Below are 16,611 nucleotides of genomic sequence, written 5' to 3'. Positions count from 1 at the left end.
CCCGCCGAGCGGCGGGGCCTTTCGCATGTCCGGGTCGCCGGGTCGGATCCGCAGTCAGATCCGGACCTCGACGGTGGCGACGGCCTTGTCGTGCAGCCCCCGGGTGTCCCGGTCCCAGATCGCGGCGGGCACGACCAGGCAGAGCAGGAAGGTGCGCAGCAGCATCTGCGGGATGCTCGCCCGCCCGCCGTCCAGCCGGATCACCCGCAGGCCGAAGAGCCGCTTGCCGAAGGTGGTGCCGGCGGTGGCCAGCAGCACCGCGTTGACGGCGAAGAAGACCGCGATCCCGTACAGGTTGGCCTTGGCCACGTCGCCGTGGGCCAGCAGTCCGTAGGAGATCAGGTTGGCGATCCAACCGTCGACGAAGAGCGCCCCGATCCGGCGGCCCGGGCCGGCGATCGAACCGGAGCCCTCCTTCGGGCGGCCGAGCCGCTCACCGCGGTAGCCGAAGTCGGCCCCCATGTGCTCGGCTGCGGCCTTCGGGCCCTCCAGCCACGATCCCAGTACTTCTCTGCTGTCCACGAAATCCACAGTAGCCGGACCTGCGGCCCGTTCCGGCGGCGACTCCCCCTGCGGGTGAATCCCGTCGGACACCCCCTCGACGGTGGTCCAGACCACTTGGCAGGCGCGGCCCGGCCGCAGACACGTTTTGCCCTCCGCTGTCCGGCTTTGACGTCCGTTCGGGCGAGCTGGTTAACATGGCGGAAACGATTGGGTCACCGTCAGGAAACGGCCCCTTCCTATCGTGAGCCCACCCTGGGCCGGTTGGGACGGCCGGCCGCCGGACGGGTAGAGGAGGCTCCGATGTTCAGCAATGCGGACGAAGTGAAGCAGTACATCGCGGAGAACGACGTGAAGTTCGTCGATGTCCGGTTCTGCGACCTGCCCGGAGTGATGCAGCACTTCGCGGTGCCGGCGGAAACCTTCGACCCGGCCGAGACCCTGATGTTCGACGGCTCGTCGATCCGCGGCTTCCAGGCCATCCACGAGTCGGACATGGCCCTGGTGCCGGACCTCTCGACGGCCCGCCTGGACCCGTTCCGCACCGAGAAGCACCTCAACATCAACTTCTTCATCCAGGACCCGATCACCGGCGAGGCCTACAGCCGCGACCCGCGCAACATCGCCAAGAAGGCCGAGGCCTACCTGGCCTCCTCCGGCATCGCCGACACCGCCTTCTTCGGGCCCGAGGCCGAGTTCTACGTCTTCGACTCGGTCCGCTTCGAGACCAGCGCCAACGCGTCGTACTACCACATCGACTCCGAGGCCGGCGCCTGGAACTCCGGCTCCGCCGAGGGCGACGCGCGCGGCTACAAGGTCAAGTACAAGGGCGGCTACTTCCCCACCCCGCCGGTCGACCACTTCGCCGACCTGCGCGCCGAGATGTCGCTGGAGCTGGGCCGGGCCGGCCTCCAGGTCGAGCGCCAGCACCACGAGGTCGGCACCGCCGGCCAGGCCGAGATCAACTACCGCTTCAACACCCTGCTGCACGCGGCCGACGACCTGATGCTGTTCAAATACATCATCAAGAACGTGGCCTGGCGCAACGGCAAGACCGCGACCTTCATGCCCAAGCCGATCTTCGGCGACAACGGCTCCGGCATGCACGTGCACCAGTCGCTCTGGGCCGAGGGCGCGCCGCTCTTCTACGACGAGCAGGGCTACGCGGGCCTGTCCGACACCGCCCGCTTCTACATCGGCGGCCTGCTCAAGCACGCCCCCTCGCTGCTCGCCTTCACCAACCCCTCGGTGAACTCCTACCACCGCCTGGTGCCCGGCTTCGAGGCGCCGGTCAACCTGGTCTACTCGCAGCGCAACCGCTCGGCGGCGATCCGGATCCCGATCACCGGCTCCAATGCCAAGGCCAAGCGCATCGAGTTCCGCGCGCCCGACCCGTCCTCCAACCCGTACCTGGCCTTCGCCGCGATGCTGATGGCCGGCCTGGACGGCATCAAGAACAAGATCGAGCCGCTCCAGCCGGTCGACAAGGACCTCTACGAGCTCGCCCCCGAGGAGCACGCCGGCGTCCCGCAGGTGCCCGCCTCGCTCTCCGCCGTCCTGGAGGCCCTGGAGGAGGACCACGAGTACCTGCTCGCCGGCGGCGTCTTCACCCCGGACCTGATCGAGACCTGGATCGACTTCAAGCGCACCAACGAGATCGCCCAGATCGCCCTGCGCCCGCACCCGCACGAGTTCGAGCTGTACTACGACCTGTGAGATTCGGCGCCCCGACCGGGTGACCAAGGGCCCTTGCCCCGCTCTGCGGCAAGGGCCCTTGGCGTCGGGCGGGGAACCGCCGATGGGCCGTCAGTTATGGCCGCCGTCGGGGCGCGCCTATGTTGGCTCCACGTGGACCGACATAGGACTAGACCAATTCAGCACTCCCGCCGGATCCGGCGGGGCCTGCTCGGCGTCGGCGCGGCCGGGGTGCTGGCGCTGACCGGGTGCCGGGCGACCGCGGACGGCGCCGGTACGCCCGCGCCGCAGCCGAGCCGCAGCGCGACGGCCGCGCCCACGCAGGCGCCGTCGAGCACGACCAGCGCTCCCGCCGAGACACCGACGCCGACACCGACATCAACTCCGGCGTCGACGCCGCCATCGACCCCGCCATCGACGCCGCCGCCGGCGCGCACCGTCGAGAGCGCCCCCGTGACACCGGTCACGCACGAGGCGGCCGGGGCCGGGTGCACCACCGATTCGCGCGGGAACTGCATCGTGCGCGGGCGGCTGTGCCCGAAGGCCGCGCACGGCGGGACCGGGACGGACGCCGGCGGGCGGGTGCTGGTGTGCCGGGACAACAACGGGTGGCGCTGGGAGTGAGCGCGGTGCTTCGCGGTGGTCCGGGCCCGGAAATCGGCCAGTTCGAGAGTCGAACCCGAACGGGCGCCCGGGTGCTTCGCCCACGGGCTTCACAGTCGGCGCTCATAAGGGTCGGATATCGTGGCAGATCGTCCGGGCCGAGGGTCGGTCCGGGCCGTCTCTACAGGGGGTGCCGTCCCAGTGCGGAAAGCTGACCGGGCTCGCTGGGACAGAACGGGAGACGGGGCCGCGGAAGAGAGACCCGCGGGCCTGGCCGGGCAGTCCTGGGTGGTCCTCGCGGCCTGTGTCGGGGCCGCGTCGCTGATCGGCTTCGCGATCTGGCGGCACGTCTACGGCTTCTCGATGGTGGACATGCTGGTCTACCGGGCCGAGGGCGCCGCGGTGGTGCACCACCAGGACCTGTACGCGATGCGGCTGCCCGGTTGGGACCTGGCCGCCACCTACCCGCCGTTCGCGGCGATCCTCTTCGCGCCGAGCTCCTGGCTGAAGGCCGCGACCCTGCGCATCGTGGTGATGCTGTTCAACACCGCGCTGCTGGCGCTGACCGTGCACCTCTCGGTCAAGCTGGCCGGCTGGCCGCGCAAGCGCTTCCACCTGGCGACGGTGCTGCTCGGCACCGGGCTGGGCGTCTGGCTGGAGCCCGTCTGGACCACGTTCCAGTACGGCCAGATCAACCTGGCGATCCTCTGCCTGGTGCTCTGGGACATGACCCGCCCGGACCGCGCGCCGACCAAGGGCGTCGGCATCGGCCTGGCCACCGCGATCAAGATCACCCCCGGCCTGTTCGTCGTCTACCTGCTGCTCACCAAGCGGGTGCGGGCGGCCCTGGTCGCCGCCGGCACCTTCCTGGGGGCCGGGCTGATCGGCGTGGTCGCGCTGCCCAGCGCCTCCTGGGGCTTCTGGACGAACTACCTGTGGGACTCCAAGCGGGTGGGCGTCGTCGAGCTGGTGGACAACCAGTCGGTGCGCGGCGTGGTGACCCGGCTGATGCACACCCCCGGCCACCCCGGCACCATCGCCGTGGTCGCCGCCGGCCTGCTCGGGCTGTTCGGCGTGGCGGTGGCGGTGCTGGCCGGCCGGTCAACCCGGATCCTGCGCCGGGCCGAGGCCTGGGGCACCGTGGCGACCGCGCTGACCGCGCTGCTGATCTCGCCGATCAGCTGGACCCACCACTGGGTCTGGTGCGTGCCGCTGCTGGTCCTGCTGGCGGCCGAAGCGCGCAGCTGGCGTACCCGTACCCTGTTCGGGGTGGTGCTGGCGGTCTTCCTCAGCTACTCCATGTGGCTCGCGCCGAACCAGAACGGTCAGGGCGTGCCCTGGAGCTGGCAGCTTCCGACGTCGAGTTACGCGCCGGTGGCGGTGGCCGTGCTGCTCCACCTCGGCCTGAAGCTGCGTCAGGCCAGGAACCGCCCGACCGCCGAGGCGGCCGACGCGGACCTGATCCTGCAGCAGGCCGGTTTGGAGTCGATCGATCCACCGATGACCAGGCAGGGATGACTTGAGCACGCAAGCTGAGCCCCGGCTCGCCACCGACGGCGGGCCGGTCGCCGAGGGCGCCCTGCTGCACCGGCTGCGCCGGCTGCCCCGCCCGTCCCGGCGGACCCTGCTGCTGACGCTGCTCTGTTTCGCGGTGACCTTCGGCACCGGGATGCGGGCCTGGTCCTCGGTCGGGCTCGGCGGCTTCGACCTCGGCATCTTCGACCAGGGCGTGCGCGGCTACGCGCACTTCCAGCTCCCGGTCTCCACGCTGAAGTGGTACCACCACAACTTCCCGCCCGGCTTCTCGCTGCTCGGCGACCACTTCTCGCCGGTGCTGGCGCTGCTCGCCCCGCTCTACTGGATCTGGGACGACCCGCGCTCGCTGCTGCTCGGCCAGGCGCTGCTGTTCGCCGCCGGTGTGCCGCTGATCCGGCGGATCGCCCGGCACAACTTCGCCCACGCCGACCAGCGGCTGCGCGACCGGGCCGCCGACCTGGCCGGCCTGGTCTACGGGTTGGGCTGGCCGCTGCTGGTCGCCTCCCAGGTGGGCTTCCACGAGGTCGGCTTCGCGGTGCCGCTCAGCCTGCTGATGCTGGAGCGCGGGATGGCCCGCCGCTACGGCACGCTGCTGGTGGCCGCGGTGCTGCTGTGCTGCACCAAGGAGGACATGGGCCTGGCGGTCAGCGCCTACGGCGTGGTGCTGCTCTGGCGCCACCGCCGCACCCCCGAGCAGCGGCGGGCCCGGCTGGTCGGCGGCGTGCTGCTCGTCATGGGCGTCACCTTCACGGTGCTGGCCGTGCAGTGGGCGATCCCGGCGATGGGCGGTGAGCCCGGCTACTACTGGAACTACCAGACGCTCGGCCCGAACGCCTCCGGCGCGGTGCACAACGTGCTGCACGACCCGGCGCTGCTCTGGCACGCGGCCACCGACCACGCGCTCAAGCCGCTGCTGGTGCTCTGGCTGTTCGGCACCCTGGCGCTGCTGCCGCTGCGCTCGGCCACGGTGCTCTGCGCGCTGCCGCTGCTGGCCGAGCGGGTGCTCTCCACCAACCCCAACCACTGGTCGGTGGCCCGGCACTACGACGCCTTCCTCTGGCCGTTCCTGCTCACCGCCGCGATCGAGGTGCTGGCCCGGATGCACGCCCGGGGCCGGACCACGGCGGTGCCCCGGCTCGGCGTCTCGCTGGCCGCGTTCAGCCTGCTGGCCTCGGTGCCGCTGGGGCTGATGGAGCTGGCGATCCCGTCGAACTGGACGGCGCAGCACGACGAGAAGTCGCTGATCAAGGCGGCCTCGCTGATCCCGAGCGGGGTCTGGGTGGAGGCCGACAACCAGATCGCACCCCGGCTGACCGCCCGCGACCACGTGGTGCTGGTGGACCAGGTGCCGCGCGGCTGCGAGTACGTGCTGATCCGCACCAAGAACCGGTCCTTCCCGTTCGCCAGTCCGACCGAGCAGGCCGCCCGGGCGCAGCTGCTGCTGGCCAACGGCTACCAGCAGGTGTGGTCGAGCGCGGACGGCGGCGTGCTGCTGCTGCACCGGGTGGGCGACCAGCCGATCCCAGGCGAGCACGTGCCGGGGCCGGGCAGCAAGCCGATCCAGGACGTGGTGCCGGGTGACGTCGGCCACGACCTGTTCAAGGGCTGACGGTCACTCAGACCGCAGGGGCCAGTGCCAGCAGCGCCAGGTCGTCGTCGGCCGCCGCCCCGGTGTGGTGCGCCAGGTCCTCGGTGACGAAGGAGACCAGCTGCTCCGGGGAGACCGCCGAGCGGCTGTGGAAGCGGGTGGCCAGCCGGGCGGCCAGCGGGTAGAAGCGGCCCTGCGCGTCCCGCGCCTCGGTGAGCCCGTCGGTGTGCAGCAGCAGGGTGCGTCCCGCGGTGAACGGGATGCTGCCGGCGGCCGGGGCCGGCTGGCCGCGCAGGTGGCCCAGGCCCAGCGGCAGGTCGGGCCGGCTGTGTACGGTCTGCACCCGCCCGTCGGCCAGCAGCACCGGGTCGAGGTGGCCGCGGTTGACCACCGAGAGCTCCTCGGCGCCCGGCCGGTGCTCCAGCAGCACGGCGGTGACGAACAGCTCCTCGTCGCCGTACTCCAGCGCGCAGCGCCGCACCTGACGGTCCAACAGGTCGGCCAGCTCGCCCAGGTCGGCCACCTCGTGCGCGGTGGCCCGGAAGGCGCCGAGCAGGTCGGCGACCGTGCGGACCGCCTCCAGGCCCTTGCCGCGCACGTCGCCGAGCAGCACCCGGGTGCCGAACCGGGTGCCGGCCAGCTCGTAGAGGTCGCCGCCGATCGCCACCTCGGCCTGCGCGGCCCGGTAGCGCACCGCCGCGCGCAGCTCGCCGACCTGCTCCGGCACCGGGTGCAGCACGGTGCGCCGCAGCGCCTCGGCGACCGTGCCGGCCAGCACCAGGTGGCGGGCCTGCCGCACCCGTTGCAGCGCCAGCATCACGCCGGCCAGCGAGGCGAGCGCGGTGGAGAGGTAGACCCAGAGGTGGTGGTGCTCGTAGAGGTGGCCGGCGTGCGCGGCGAGCAGCACCTGGAGCAGCAGCGCGCCGACGCCGGCGAGGGCGGTGCGCCAGGGCCCGGCGCCGAAGGCGACCAGCACCGGCAGGGCGGTGAGCAGGAACCCGGCGGCGGTGGCCTGCGGGAACGCCACCTCGATGACCAGGTCGGTGAGCACCAGCAGGAGCGGCAGGAAGCGCACCCAGCGCGGCGGCGCATCGGCCTCGGCCGGCGTGTGCGAGCCGGCGATGCGGCGCGCTTCGGCTCCTCCGGACACGGTGGTGCTCCTCTCGGGCCTGGCGGGGATCGGCGGTCCCTCCATGCTCGCCGACCGGGCCACCGGCCGTCCGAGGCCCTTCGGCACCGGCGAACGGGACCAAGGTCCCGGTTTGCGAGTGCCGCCCCTAGGCTTGGGGCATGGAGATCTGGATCAACCCGCGCTGCGGCAAGTGCCGGGCCGCGGTCAGGGAGCTGGACGCGGCCGGGCTGGAGTACACGGTCCGCCGTTACCTGGAGGTGCCGCCGACGGTGGCGGAGCTGGAGGCGGTGCTGGGCCGGCTGCTGTTGGAGCCCTGGGACATCACCCGGCTCGACGAGGCGCCGGCCAAGGAGCTGGGCATGCGCGGCTGGGGGCGGACGGAGGCCGACCGGGCGCGCTGGATCGAGGCGCTGGCTGAGCACCCGATCCTGGTGCAGCGCCCGATCATCACGGCCGACGACGGGCACGCCGTGGTCGCCCGCACCGAGGAGGCGCTGCGCTCGGTGCTGCCCTCGTGACGACGACCTGGGTAGCGCTGCTGCGGGCGGTCAACGTCGGCGGCCGCACGGTGAAGATGGAGCGGCTGCGGGAGCTGTTCGCGGACGTCGGCCTGGTCGACGTCCGCAGCTACATCCAGAGCGGCAACGTCTTCTTCACCGACCCGGCCGGGCTGGACCGGGCGGAGCTCGGCCGGCGGATCGAGGCGCACCTGGCCGAGGCGCTGGGCTGGCCGGTGCCGGTGCTGCTGCGCACCGTCGAGGAGCTGGCGGCGGTGGTGGAGGCCGACCCGTTCCGCGGCGTCGAGGTCACCCCGGACGTCCGGCTGCTGGTGGCCTTCCTCACCGAGCCGCCGCCGGCCGACCTGGAGCTGCCCGCCCGCACGAAGCGCGGCGACGTCGAGGTGATCGCGGTGACCGACGCGGAGGCCTTCGCGGTCGGGCGGATCATCGACGGCCGACCGGTCGGCAAGCTGGAGCCCGTCCTGGGCAAGGGCTGGCCCGGGCAGGTGACCGCCCGGTTCTTCCACACCACGGTCAAGATCCTGGCGGCCGCCCGCAAGGGGTGAGCTAGCGCACGTCGCCGTAGCAGCCCACTGGGAGCGGGCCCAGCGCGTGGTCGGCCAGGCCCAGCGCGAGCGCGGCCAGGCCGAGCACCGCCGGCGCGCCCCAGCGCACCCGGGCGCTGCGGCCGTCGAGGGTGAGCCTGAGTGCGGCGAGCAGCAGTACCCAGAGCGCGCCGGAGACCACCAGCCAGGGCGCCCGGTCGCCGCCGAAGCAGGCCCGGCGCACGATCGGCACGCCGAGCAGCAGGGCGATCGGGGCCGCCGGCAGTGCGGAGACCAGGAGCCAGAGCCTGCGCGGCCGATCCATGGGTGGTCTCCTTCCGTGCGCGGTCGTTCAGCGGGAGGAGACGCCGAGCGGGACCGGGCGGTTCCTACCGCGCCGGGTCCCGGGGGACGCCCGGCAGGGTCGCCGGGCAGAGGCGGCGCGGGTGCGCGTCGCCCTTCAGCCGGGCGTCCACGCAGCCGCCCGGCAGGGCGTCGGGGCCGTAGCTGGTGGTGCCGAAGTTGGCGGTGACCTGGAGGTCGCCGTCGCCGAACGTGCTGCGCTGCACCAGGTGGTCGGCGCTCAGGTAGCCGAAGCCGGTCATCGGCCGGGTCCCGGCGGCCTCGTGGAGCGGCGCGAAGTACTGTTGCAGGGCGGCGAGTTGCGTGCCGTCGGCGGTCAGTGTCGGGCCGTCCAGCACCAGGTTCAGCGGGGTGTCCTGCAGCACGGCCTGCAACGCCCGGGTGCCCTCCAGGGCCGGGAACTTGGTGTAGGACAGCTCCCAACGGTCCAGGTTCACCTGGGAGTCGTGCAGCGCCGTCTCCAGCAGCGGGATCCGGTACCTCGGGTCGAACATGGCCGTGGCCAGGTCGGCCGGCAGGGTGACCGGCTTGAAGAAGGTGCCCGGCGCGCCGGCCGGTGCGTAGCCGCCCCACGTGTTCTTGTCCCGCTCCAGCGCCCACAGCCCGCCGGCGGTCGTCGGGGTCAGCGAGCCGTGGCTGAAGGCGAGCACCGGGGCGGCCCAGCTGCGCGCCGACTCCGAGCCGAGCACCAGCTGGTCGGGGCCGGAGAGTCGGCGCATCCGGGCGAGCCGGTTGGCCTCGTCCTGCTGCTGGTTCATCGGGTGACCGGCGCTGAAGTCGTCGTACAGCTCGCCGGCCGCATCCACGTCCAGGAAGTAGCTGTTCGCCCCGTTGGCGGTCAGCTGTGCGGTCCGCCGGGCGAGCAACTCGTCGTGCTGCGCGAAGGCTTGCGAGCTGAGGTAGCAGCCGCGGTCGTGGAAGCCGGCGAGCACCGAGCCGTCCTGCCGGTGGATGCAGTAGTCCGGGTAGACCGGGGCCGGCCAGACGGAGGTCGGGGCGTCGGCGGTGGCCGGGTCCTGCGCGTTGGCGAACGAGTCGTAGGGGCCGACCAGGTAGCCCGCCCGCTCGGCGGCCGCGACCGCCTGCGCGTCCATCGGCTGGTCGTCGGAGTCGTAGCCGAGCCAGAGCCGGGACAGGCCCAGCGCCTGCATCCGCTGGACGCCCTGGGCGGTGCGGGCGGAGCCCCAGAGGTAGGCGTGGAAGGCGCCGAGCAGCTTGCCGACCTCGGGGTTGGCGGCGATCTTGCTGCGCAGGGTGACCAGTTCGCCGTGGTCGCCGAGCCAGCGGCGGTAGTCCTGCGCCGGGGCGGTCGGCGTGGGGGCGGTGAGGGCGATGGTGACCGTGTAGTCCTGGGTGTTCTCGCGCCGGGCGAAGGTGTGCACGGCGGTGCCGCGCAGCCGCCCGTCCTGGGAGGCGAGGCCGAGGGAGGTGCCGATCGGCTGCGGCACCAGGTAGCTGACGCCCGCTCCGGCCAGCGTGTAGCCCCACAGCGGCATGCTCAGGTCCGATTCGAGGCCGTAACTGGCACCCGCCACACCGGTCGTGGCCGAGTTCCAGAACGGATCGGCCACCGGGATGCCCAGCCCCTCGCCGCTCGGCAGCTGGAGCTGGGCGGCGGACGGGTCGGTGCCGGTGACCGGCCAGGCCAGCGTGGCGCCGTCCTGCTCGTCGTGCACGGTGACCTGCAGCCGGCCGGCCACCGCGGCGGCGGTCATGCTGAGGCCGCGCCCGGGCAGCGTCCAACTCGCCGTACCCGCACGGACGGTGACCCGCCCGGGCGACCCGAGGGGCTGGGCGGCGGGCGCGGAGAGGGTCAGCGTCCGCCCGTCGCGGGTCCGGGCGGTGACGGCCAGCGAGTCGGTGCGCAGCTCGGCCACGCCGCCGTCGACCGGGACCTCCAGGACGTTGCCGTGCACGCGCGGCGCGCGGTCCCGGTCGGCGGCGCGGGCGGCCGGGGACCCGGCGCCGGTGAGCGTGGCGGTGCCCGCCAGGGCGAGCGCCGCCAGGGCCGCCCCGCGGCGCGCCGGACGGGGGTGCGGCAGCGGGGCCGAGCTCTTGGTCGTCATGGGGATGAAGGATGCTGACGGAACATAAGAGCCGCTCTTACCCGTCGACCACGGGGCGGCACGACGGAGACGGAGACGGCGATGGGGCTGGTCCAACGCCTCTGGGCGGCCGGGCGGCTGCCGGTCCGCGACGGACTGTACCGGGCGGACGACACCGGGCTGGAGGTGCTCTGCGACGGCCCGGGCGCCTACCACCCGGACGCCGGGCAGCCGATCCCGTGGCGCTTCGGCGCACCGTTCGACGTGGCGCGGGCCGTCGCGGAGGACGGGAGCGAGGAGCCGGACGGCTACTTCGAGGCGCCGCTGCCGGACGGGTCGGGCTGGGTGACCGGCGGGGGCGGCGGGATGGGCAACATCGGGCACCTCGCCCGGCTCGGCGCCGACCGCTCGGTGCGCTGGGTCGCGGTGAGCTCCTGGTCCAACCCTTTCACCGGCGTGCACTGGGAGGGCGGCGAGGCCGTCTTCACCAACGACTGGCGCAACCGGCTGCGGCTCGACCTGGCCGACCCGGCCTTCGGCCCCCCGGCCGGCTGAGCTCACGCGACTCGGCCCGCGCTCCCCTCGCGGAGCACGGGCCGAGTCGTCTGACCGAGCGTCAGACGGCGCCGAGGCGGGCCATCGCAGCGGCGCCGAGGCCGAGCGCGTCGGCGGAGAGCGGCGCCATCGCCTTCTGCACCGCGGCCTGGTCGGGCTTGGCGGCGGTGGCGGCGGTGACCAGGTCGCCGGCGTGCTGGCGCAGGGCGGTCAGCTGGTCCTCGACGCTGGCCACGGGGAGGGTGGCGCGCTGGACCGGGCCGCCGAGCTGCACCCGGCCCGGGCCGGCCGGCATGGGGAGCGGGTTCTCCGGCACCGCGACCCCGGACGGGGCAACGGACGGAGCGACCGACGGAGCAACGGACCCTGACGGCACGCCGGGCGCGGAGGGCACGCCCGACGGCACCGCGACACCCGACGGCACGGCGGGCACGGCCGGCGCCGCCGGCAGCGCGGCCTTGAGCTTGCCCGACGCCGCGTCGAGCTGCGCGAGCTTGGCGTTGAGCACCGCGGGGTCGGCCGCCGCACCGTTCGCGGGCGCCACGGCACCGGCCAGGTCGCCGACCGTGTGGAGCACCGCGCCGAGCGCGCCGACGGCGGCCAGGGTGTGCGCGACGTCCGGTGCCGCGACGTCCGGCGCCGCGGCGGGTGCCTGGACCATCGGGTGGTGGTCCGCGGCGGCGTACCCGGCGGCGACTCCGGTGACGGCGACGGTGCCCGCGACCGCGGCGGTGATCAGGACCGAGGTCCACTTTCTCTGCAGCTGCATGGAGATGGCTGTCCTTCCAAGGTGTGACCGGCTCTTGACGGTCTGTCTCCACCTTGGGCACCGTTGCGCGCGGGCTGCCATCGCGGGTAGCCCGAACGTGCCGGTCGCCGCCGCGGAGGTCGGCGCGAGCCGACGCCCCGTCAGTCCACGCTCGGCACGGTCCCCCACAGCTGCGCCGTGCACCGCGCGTAGACCGCCTGCCAGTGCGGCCACTGACGGGCCATCAGGTCGTCGCAGTCGGCCAGCAGCGCCTCCACCTGCTCGGGCGCCACGCCCTCCAGCAGCCAGGCCAGCGCGTCCGGCGCGCCCGGGCCCTCGGCCAGGCGCAGCAGGTCGAGCAGTTCGCCGAGGGTGCCGACCCGGGACTGCGGGGCGAGCAGTTCGGCCATCACCGGCAGCACCTGCTCCTCCTCGATCCGCAGGTGGGTCTCCAGCCGGGCGGCCAGCTCCTCGACCGCGTAGGCCACCGGCCAGGCGCTGGCCGGGTCCCGGGTGCCGATCCGCATCAGCGTGGTGGTGCGGGTGAAGGAGTGGTCCAGGTTGTGGTGGTCGTCCTCCAGCCAGTTGACCAGCAGCCGCAGTTCGGGGGCGAAGCGGCGCAGCATCGGCCAGATCCGGACGTCCTGCTGCTCGTGGTGGCAGGTGAGCATCGCGGTGAGGAAGTCCCAGTGGCGCATCAGCGCCTCGCCCTGGGCCTCGTCGGTGGGCTGCAGCAGGCGCAGGGCGGTGGGGATCCTGGCGAGGTCGCGGCGCAGGGCCGCATGGACCAGCCTGAGGCCGGCGAAGCGGACGGGTCGCACGGCTGGGACCGCCTCACTGGGACCGCGCTGGGCGGGGACGGAAAGCAGATGCGGCTGCATGACACTCTTCTCAGGCACGGTCAGGACGGGCTCGGGGGAACGGACCTCTCGGCGGCGCCCCGCGGTGAGTCGGAGTGGCGATGCCGTGCGGCCAGCTTGCTCCCAGCCGATCAGAACCGAATCAATGCCCGATTGCCGCGCAGGTCAGAGCCCTGTCCGGACGAAAAGGGGCGGTGCTGACAGTTCGTCAACACCGCCCCGTGCAGCGGGACCGGACATCCGGTCAGGGGGCGGTCGGCCCTTGGAGGTTCTGGGTCAGCCACTGCAGGGTGTCGGGGATCATCTTCTTGAAGTGCGAGGTGAGGTGCTTCCCGCCGGGCTGCTCGTAGTAGTCGATCTTGGTGGGCGGGGCCGCCTTGGCGACCCAGGCCTTGACCAGCTTGACCTCGTCCGGGGTGGCGCCGCCGGCGGTGGCCAGCATCCGCACGTCCGCCTTGCCCTGGCCGACCAGCACGTCCGGGCTGTTGGCCAGCCGCTCGGTCTCGTGCCCCTTCCAGAACGAGGAGTCCGGGTCGAAGTAGCCGTCGATCGGCACCGCGGCCTTGTACTGGTCCGGGTGCTGCAGCGCCATCTTGGCGCTGCAGAACGCGCCGGTGGAGGCGCCCATCAGGCCCCAGCCGTCCCGGCTCTTGATGGTGCGGAAGTTGGCCCGGACGAAGTCCGGCACGTCCTGCGACATCCAGGTGTCCATCTTGGGCTGGCCCGGGATGTCGCTGCAGTCCAGGCTCTGGCTCTCGTTGGAGACCAGGTTCTGCACCGGCATCACCATGATGAAGGGGTGCGCCTTGCCCTGTTGGACGAGCTGCTCGTCCTCGACCTGGATCGGCAGCTGGTCGTCGGTCCAGGTGTTGTAGCCGTTGCTCTGGCCGCCGGCGTAGAGGGTGAGCACGGGGAAGCCGTAGTTCGCGTACTTGGGGTCGTTGTACTCCGGCGGCAGCCAGATCCACACCTTCGCCGTCACCCCGGACTTCTTGCCGGTCAGCGTGGTCATCATGATCGGGCCGGCCGCGGTGTCCCGGGCCTTGGTCAGCGGGGTCGCCGGTCCGGTCGGCAGCTGCACCTTGCCGCTGCTGTTCGGGCTCGCGCTCGCACTCGGCGCGGCCGACCCGCTCGCGGCGCCGCCGGACGGCGCGGCGGCGGCCGGACCCTTCGGCGCCGAGTCGGCCGCCGGCTTCTTGCTGCCGTCCGAACTCCCGCAGGCCGACAGCGCGGCGGCCAGCGCCAGTGCGACGGCGGTGGAGAACAGGTGACGGGGACGGACGGGGCGCGGCTGCACGGTGAACGGACTTCCGACTGGTGGGTGGCACCCGACCGGAATGCGGCCGGGCCGTGCCGGGCCGCCGGAGAGGGGCGGCGCGCGGTGCTGCTGATCCTATGACGTGGCCGGGATCCGTCTCGGTTGCGACCGGGCGGCCCTCCACCCAATCTTTGGTACTGGTTCGGCAAAATCAAGGTCCCCGGCCCAGAACCGGCCGGTCGGCGGGGTGGACACCCCGTCAGACGGGGGGACAGCCCGGCTCGGTCAGCGCCCCGCGCCACAGCGGCACCACCGCCGGGTGGCGCAGGTCGGGCTCGTCGCCCAGCCCGGGGCCGGCCGGCAGCAGCAGCTGGCCGCCGCTGATCCGCTCCCCCGCCCGCAGCAGCCCGGCGCGCCGCTCGGCGGCCACCTCGCCGAACGGGTACTCCAGCGGCTCCCCCGGGAGCGCGGCGGCCAGGTGCGCGCTGTGCAGGGTGGCGATCGGGCCGCTCGGGTTGCGCAGCCCCACCCGGGCACCGGACGCGGCGAGCTCCAGCACGGCGGCCGGGCCGCCGGCCCGGCGCGCGTCGACCAGCAGCAGGTCGACCAGGCCGGCCGCCCGGGCGAGCTGCCCGGGGCCGGCCGAGTCGGCCCGGGCGGCCAGCGGGAGCGCGGTGCGGCGGCGCAGCTCGGCCAGCTCGGCCGGGCGGGCCAGGCTCGCGCCGTCCTCCAGCCGGTCCACCCCGAGCCGGGCGAGCGGGGCCAGCAACGGCGTCAGTTCGCCGAGCGGGAGCCGCTGGTGACAGTCCACCAGCAGGCGCACCGAGGCGCCGACCGCGGCCCGCACGGCCCGCACCCGGGCCAGCCCGAGGTGGCCGAGCCGGTCGCCGCCGGGGCTGTCGAAGGGCGCGATCCGCACCGTGGCGAAGCCGGCCGCGACGGCGGCCCCGGCGTCGGCGGCGGCCGTGCCCGGGTGCGCGGTGCGCCGCAGCAGGGCGGTCAACTCGACCGGGCCGGGCGGGCGGTGCGCGCCCAGCCACTGCCAGAGCGGCTGCCCGGCCCGCCGGGCCGCCTGGTCGGCGAGCGCCTGCCGGACCGCGCCGCGCACCGCGCGGCAGGTGGCGGCGTCCGCCGCCTCCCCCGCCAGCACCCGCAGCACGGCCGCGAGCGGCCCGGCGTCCGAGCACTCGCCCCAGCCGGTCACCCCGTCCGGATCGGTGAGCCGCAGCAGCAGCCAGTCGGTGTGCCCGCCGGCCGCGCAGTGGTACAGCTCGGCGTGCTGGGTGTGGGTGGCGAACGGTGCGACGACAGTGGTCACAGCAGCCCCAGGGAGGTGAACGGTTCGGTGATCACCCGCTCCAGCACCGGCACCGCCGAGGACCGCACCAGGGTCCGGGCGCCGAACACGGCGGGCACGATGTCGGCGGCGACCGCTGCGCCGCGGTGGCTGCGCGCGGCGACCTCGGCGCGCAGGTCGTCCAGGTACTCCTCGGCCACCAGGATGCCGCCGGCCAGCACCACCCGGCTCGGGTTGACCAGGTCGACCATGGTGGCGATCGCCCGCCCGGCCCGCCGCGCCCGGCGGCGCAGCAGCTCCTGGGCCCGCTCGTCGCCGCTGCCGGAGCCGGCCGGGCGGGCGATCGCCACCAGCCGCTCCAGGTCCAGCGAGCCGCCCGGTCCCGGCGGCGCCGCGTCGTCCAGCAGCCCGGCCGCGCGGGCCTCGGCGACCAGCGCCAGGTCGCCCGCGGTGGCGCTCAGGCAGCCCACCCCGCAGACCGGACATCGCACTGACGGGTCGTCGGTGGCGAGCAGGTGCTCGATCGCGCCGGCCGCGGCGCCCGGGCCGCGGTGCACGGTGCGGTCCACCACGATCGCCGCGCCGAGCACGTTGCCCAGGAAGACCAGCACGAAGTCGTCCACCTCGCGGCCGGCGCCGAACCAGAGCTCGGCCCGGGCGATCGCCCGCACCGTCTGCTCCAGCACCAGCGGGCCGGGCAGCCGGTCGGCCAGCTCGCCGAGCAGCGGCACGTTGCGCCAGCCGAGCGGGCCGTGCTCGACCACCAGACCGCGGGCGCCGTCCACCCAGCCGCCGATGCTGACGCCGGTGCCGACCAGGCGGCGGTCGCCCAGCCGCTCGTCGAGGAACCGGTTGACCGCGCCGGCGGCCAGCTCGGCGAGCCGCGCCGGGGTGAGCCGCGCCGGGTCGGCGGGGTGGGCGACCTCGCGCTCGGCCAGGATCCGGCCGTCCAGCCCGACCAGCCCGAAGGTGGTGCGCAGCAGGCCGATGTGGATGCCGAGCGCCACGGTGCGCTCCGGGTCCACCCGCAGCGGCACCCGGGGGCGGCCCTGGGTCGGCTCCAGCGGGGCGAGCTCGCCGAGCAGGCCGCACTCGATCAGACTGCTCGTCAACTTGGTCACGCTGGGCGCGGACAGGCCGGTGTGCCGGGCGATCTCGGCCCGGGAGACCGGGCCGTAGGCCAGCACCGCGCGGAGCACCGCGGAGGCGTTGCCCTGCCGCATGTACTCGGCGCGCTGGCCGGGAGTGATCAGGCCCTGGGGCTGCTGGTCGCTGCGAACGTTCACGGGTGGTCGCCTCCTCCCGGGCACTCTATCGCTTGGCGTTCGGACTAATTTTCGGAAACTTAATCAGTGAACCTAACCATGGACCGCACTCCTGACAAG

17 protein-coding genes are annotated in these 16,611 nt (G+C 73.9%); 7 read left to right on the top strand and 10 right to left on the bottom strand.

The features are described 5' to 3' along the window. Positions 1–54: 54 nt before the first annotated feature. Positions 55–522 (bottom strand): RDD family protein, encoded by a 468-nt coding sequence (locus FHX73_RS21040; protein WP_145906478.1) that lies wholly within the window; start codon positions 520–522, stop codon positions 55–57. 282 nt (positions 523–804) lie between these two features. On the opposite strand from FHX73_RS21040, the gene glnA reads away from it, so the two are divergent. Beyond that, complete coding sequence (gene glnA, locus FHX73_RS21035; RefSeq protein WP_145906477.1) at positions 805–2,217, top strand: type I glutamate--ammonia ligase; 1,413 nt, start codon at positions 805–807, stop codon at positions 2,215–2,217. A gap of 158 nt (positions 2,218–2,375) precedes the next feature. On the opposite strand, the gene FHX73_RS21030 is transcribed toward glnA, so the two are convergent. Next, the gene (locus FHX73_RS21030; RefSeq protein WP_170304988.1) at positions 2,376–2,663 is read right to left on the bottom strand and encodes a hypothetical protein; all 288 of its coding nucleotides are present in this window, start codon (positions 2,661–2,663) and stop codon (positions 2,376–2,378) included. Here FHX73_RS21030 and FHX73_RS44825 point away from each other — a divergent pair. The 3 genes from FHX73_RS44825 to FHX73_RS21020 all read left to right on the top strand — a co-directional run bounded on the left by FHX73_RS44825 (position 2,650) and on the right by FHX73_RS21020 (position 5,944). After that, positions 2,650–2,820 carry a hypothetical protein gene (locus tag FHX73_RS44825; protein WP_170304987.1) on the top strand — a complete coding sequence of 57 codons (171 nt, stop codon included), beginning with the start codon at positions 2,650–2,652 and terminating at the stop codon, positions 2,818–2,820. The genes FHX73_RS21030 and FHX73_RS44825 overlap by 14 nt on opposite strands. Positions 2,821–3,087: 267 nt before the next feature. Then, complete coding sequence (locus tag FHX73_RS21025) at positions 3,088–4,317, top strand: glycosyltransferase 87 family protein (protein WP_145906475.1); 1,230 nt, start codon at positions 3,088–3,090, stop codon at positions 4,315–4,317. Between the two features lies 1 nt (position 4,318). Further along, positions 4,319–5,944, top strand: coding sequence for a DUF2079 domain-containing protein (locus FHX73_RS21020; RefSeq protein WP_246213622.1), 1,626 nt, complete (start codon positions 4,319–4,321; stop codon positions 5,942–5,944). A 7-nt stretch (positions 5,945–5,951) separates the two neighbouring features. Here FHX73_RS21020 and FHX73_RS21015 read toward each other — a convergent pair whose 3' ends face one another. Next, entirely contained in the window at positions 5,952–7,073 is a 1,122-nt protein-coding gene (locus FHX73_RS21015; RefSeq protein ID WP_170304986.1) for a PP2C family protein-serine/threonine phosphatase, read from the bottom strand. Positions 7,074–7,213: 140 nt separating this feature from the next. Here FHX73_RS21015 and FHX73_RS21010 point away from each other — a divergent pair, with 140 nt between their 5' ends. Further along, positions 7,214–7,573 carry an ArsC/Spx/MgsR family protein gene (locus FHX73_RS21010; protein WP_145906473.1) on the top strand — a complete coding sequence of 120 codons (360 nt, stop codon included), beginning with the start codon at positions 7,214–7,216 and terminating at the stop codon, positions 7,571–7,573. Continuing rightward, the gene (locus tag FHX73_RS21005) at positions 7,570–8,121 is read left to right on the top strand and encodes a DUF1697 domain-containing protein (RefSeq protein WP_145906472.1); all 552 of its coding nucleotides are present in this window, start codon (positions 7,570–7,572) and stop codon (positions 8,119–8,121) included. The genes FHX73_RS21010 and FHX73_RS21005 overlap by 4 nt, the downstream gene beginning before the upstream one ends. 1 nt (position 8,122) lies before the next feature. Here the strand turns inward: FHX73_RS21005 and FHX73_RS21000 are convergent, their stop codons facing one another. Further along, positions 8,123–8,425: a hypothetical protein gene (locus FHX73_RS21000; RefSeq protein WP_145906471.1), complete on the bottom strand. Its 303-nt coding sequence runs from the start codon at positions 8,423–8,425 to the stop codon at positions 8,123–8,125. 64 nt (positions 8,426–8,489) lie between these two features. Beyond that, positions 8,490–10,529, bottom strand: a complete 2,040-nt coding sequence (locus tag FHX73_RS20995) for a glycoside hydrolase (RefSeq protein WP_145906470.1) — start codon at positions 10,527–10,529, stop codon at positions 8,490–8,492. Between the two features lie 81 nt (positions 10,530–10,610). On the opposite strand from FHX73_RS20995, the gene FHX73_RS20990 reads away from it, so the two are divergent. Beyond that, the gene (locus tag FHX73_RS20990) at positions 10,611–11,063 is read left to right on the top strand and encodes a hypothetical protein (RefSeq protein ID WP_145906469.1); all 453 of its coding nucleotides are present in this window, start codon (positions 10,611–10,613) and stop codon (positions 11,061–11,063) included. A 61-nt stretch (positions 11,064–11,124) separates the two neighbouring features. Here FHX73_RS20990 and FHX73_RS20985 read toward each other — a convergent pair whose 3' ends face one another. The 5 genes from FHX73_RS20985 to FHX73_RS20965 form a co-directional block, all read right to left on the bottom strand. Continuing rightward, positions 11,125–11,832 carry a hypothetical protein gene (locus FHX73_RS20985; protein ID WP_145906468.1) on the bottom strand — a complete coding sequence of 236 codons (708 nt, stop codon included), beginning with the start codon at positions 11,830–11,832 and terminating at the stop codon, positions 11,125–11,127. A gap of 140 nt (positions 11,833–11,972) precedes the next feature. Continuing rightward, positions 11,973–12,632, bottom strand: a complete 660-nt coding sequence (locus FHX73_RS20980; protein WP_170304985.1) for a hemerythrin domain-containing protein — start codon at positions 12,630–12,632, stop codon at positions 11,973–11,975. 283 nt (positions 12,633–12,915) lie between these two features. Then, entirely contained in the window at positions 12,916–13,968 is a 1,053-nt protein-coding gene (locus tag FHX73_RS20975; protein WP_145906466.1) for an alpha/beta hydrolase, read from the bottom strand. Positions 13,969–14,188: 220 nt separating this feature from the next. Beyond that, entirely contained in the window at positions 14,189–15,247 is a 1,059-nt protein-coding gene (locus FHX73_RS20970; protein ID WP_145906465.1) for an enolase C-terminal domain-like protein, read from the bottom strand. Next, the gene (locus FHX73_RS20965) at positions 15,244–16,512 is read right to left on the bottom strand and encodes an ROK family transcriptional regulator (protein WP_145906464.1); all 1,269 of its coding nucleotides are present in this window, start codon (positions 16,510–16,512) and stop codon (positions 15,244–15,246) included. The genes FHX73_RS20970 and FHX73_RS20965 overlap by 4 nt, the downstream gene beginning before the upstream one ends. Positions 16,513–16,611: the final 99 nt, after the last annotated feature.

It is taken from the genome of Kitasatospora viridis, from assembly GCF_007829815.1.
Lineage (GTDB): Bacteria > Actinomycetota > Actinomycetes > Streptomycetales > Streptomycetaceae > Kitasatospora > Kitasatospora viridis.
Note: the sequence above shows the minus strand (reverse complement) of the source record. Positions and strands in the feature narration are given on the sequence as shown.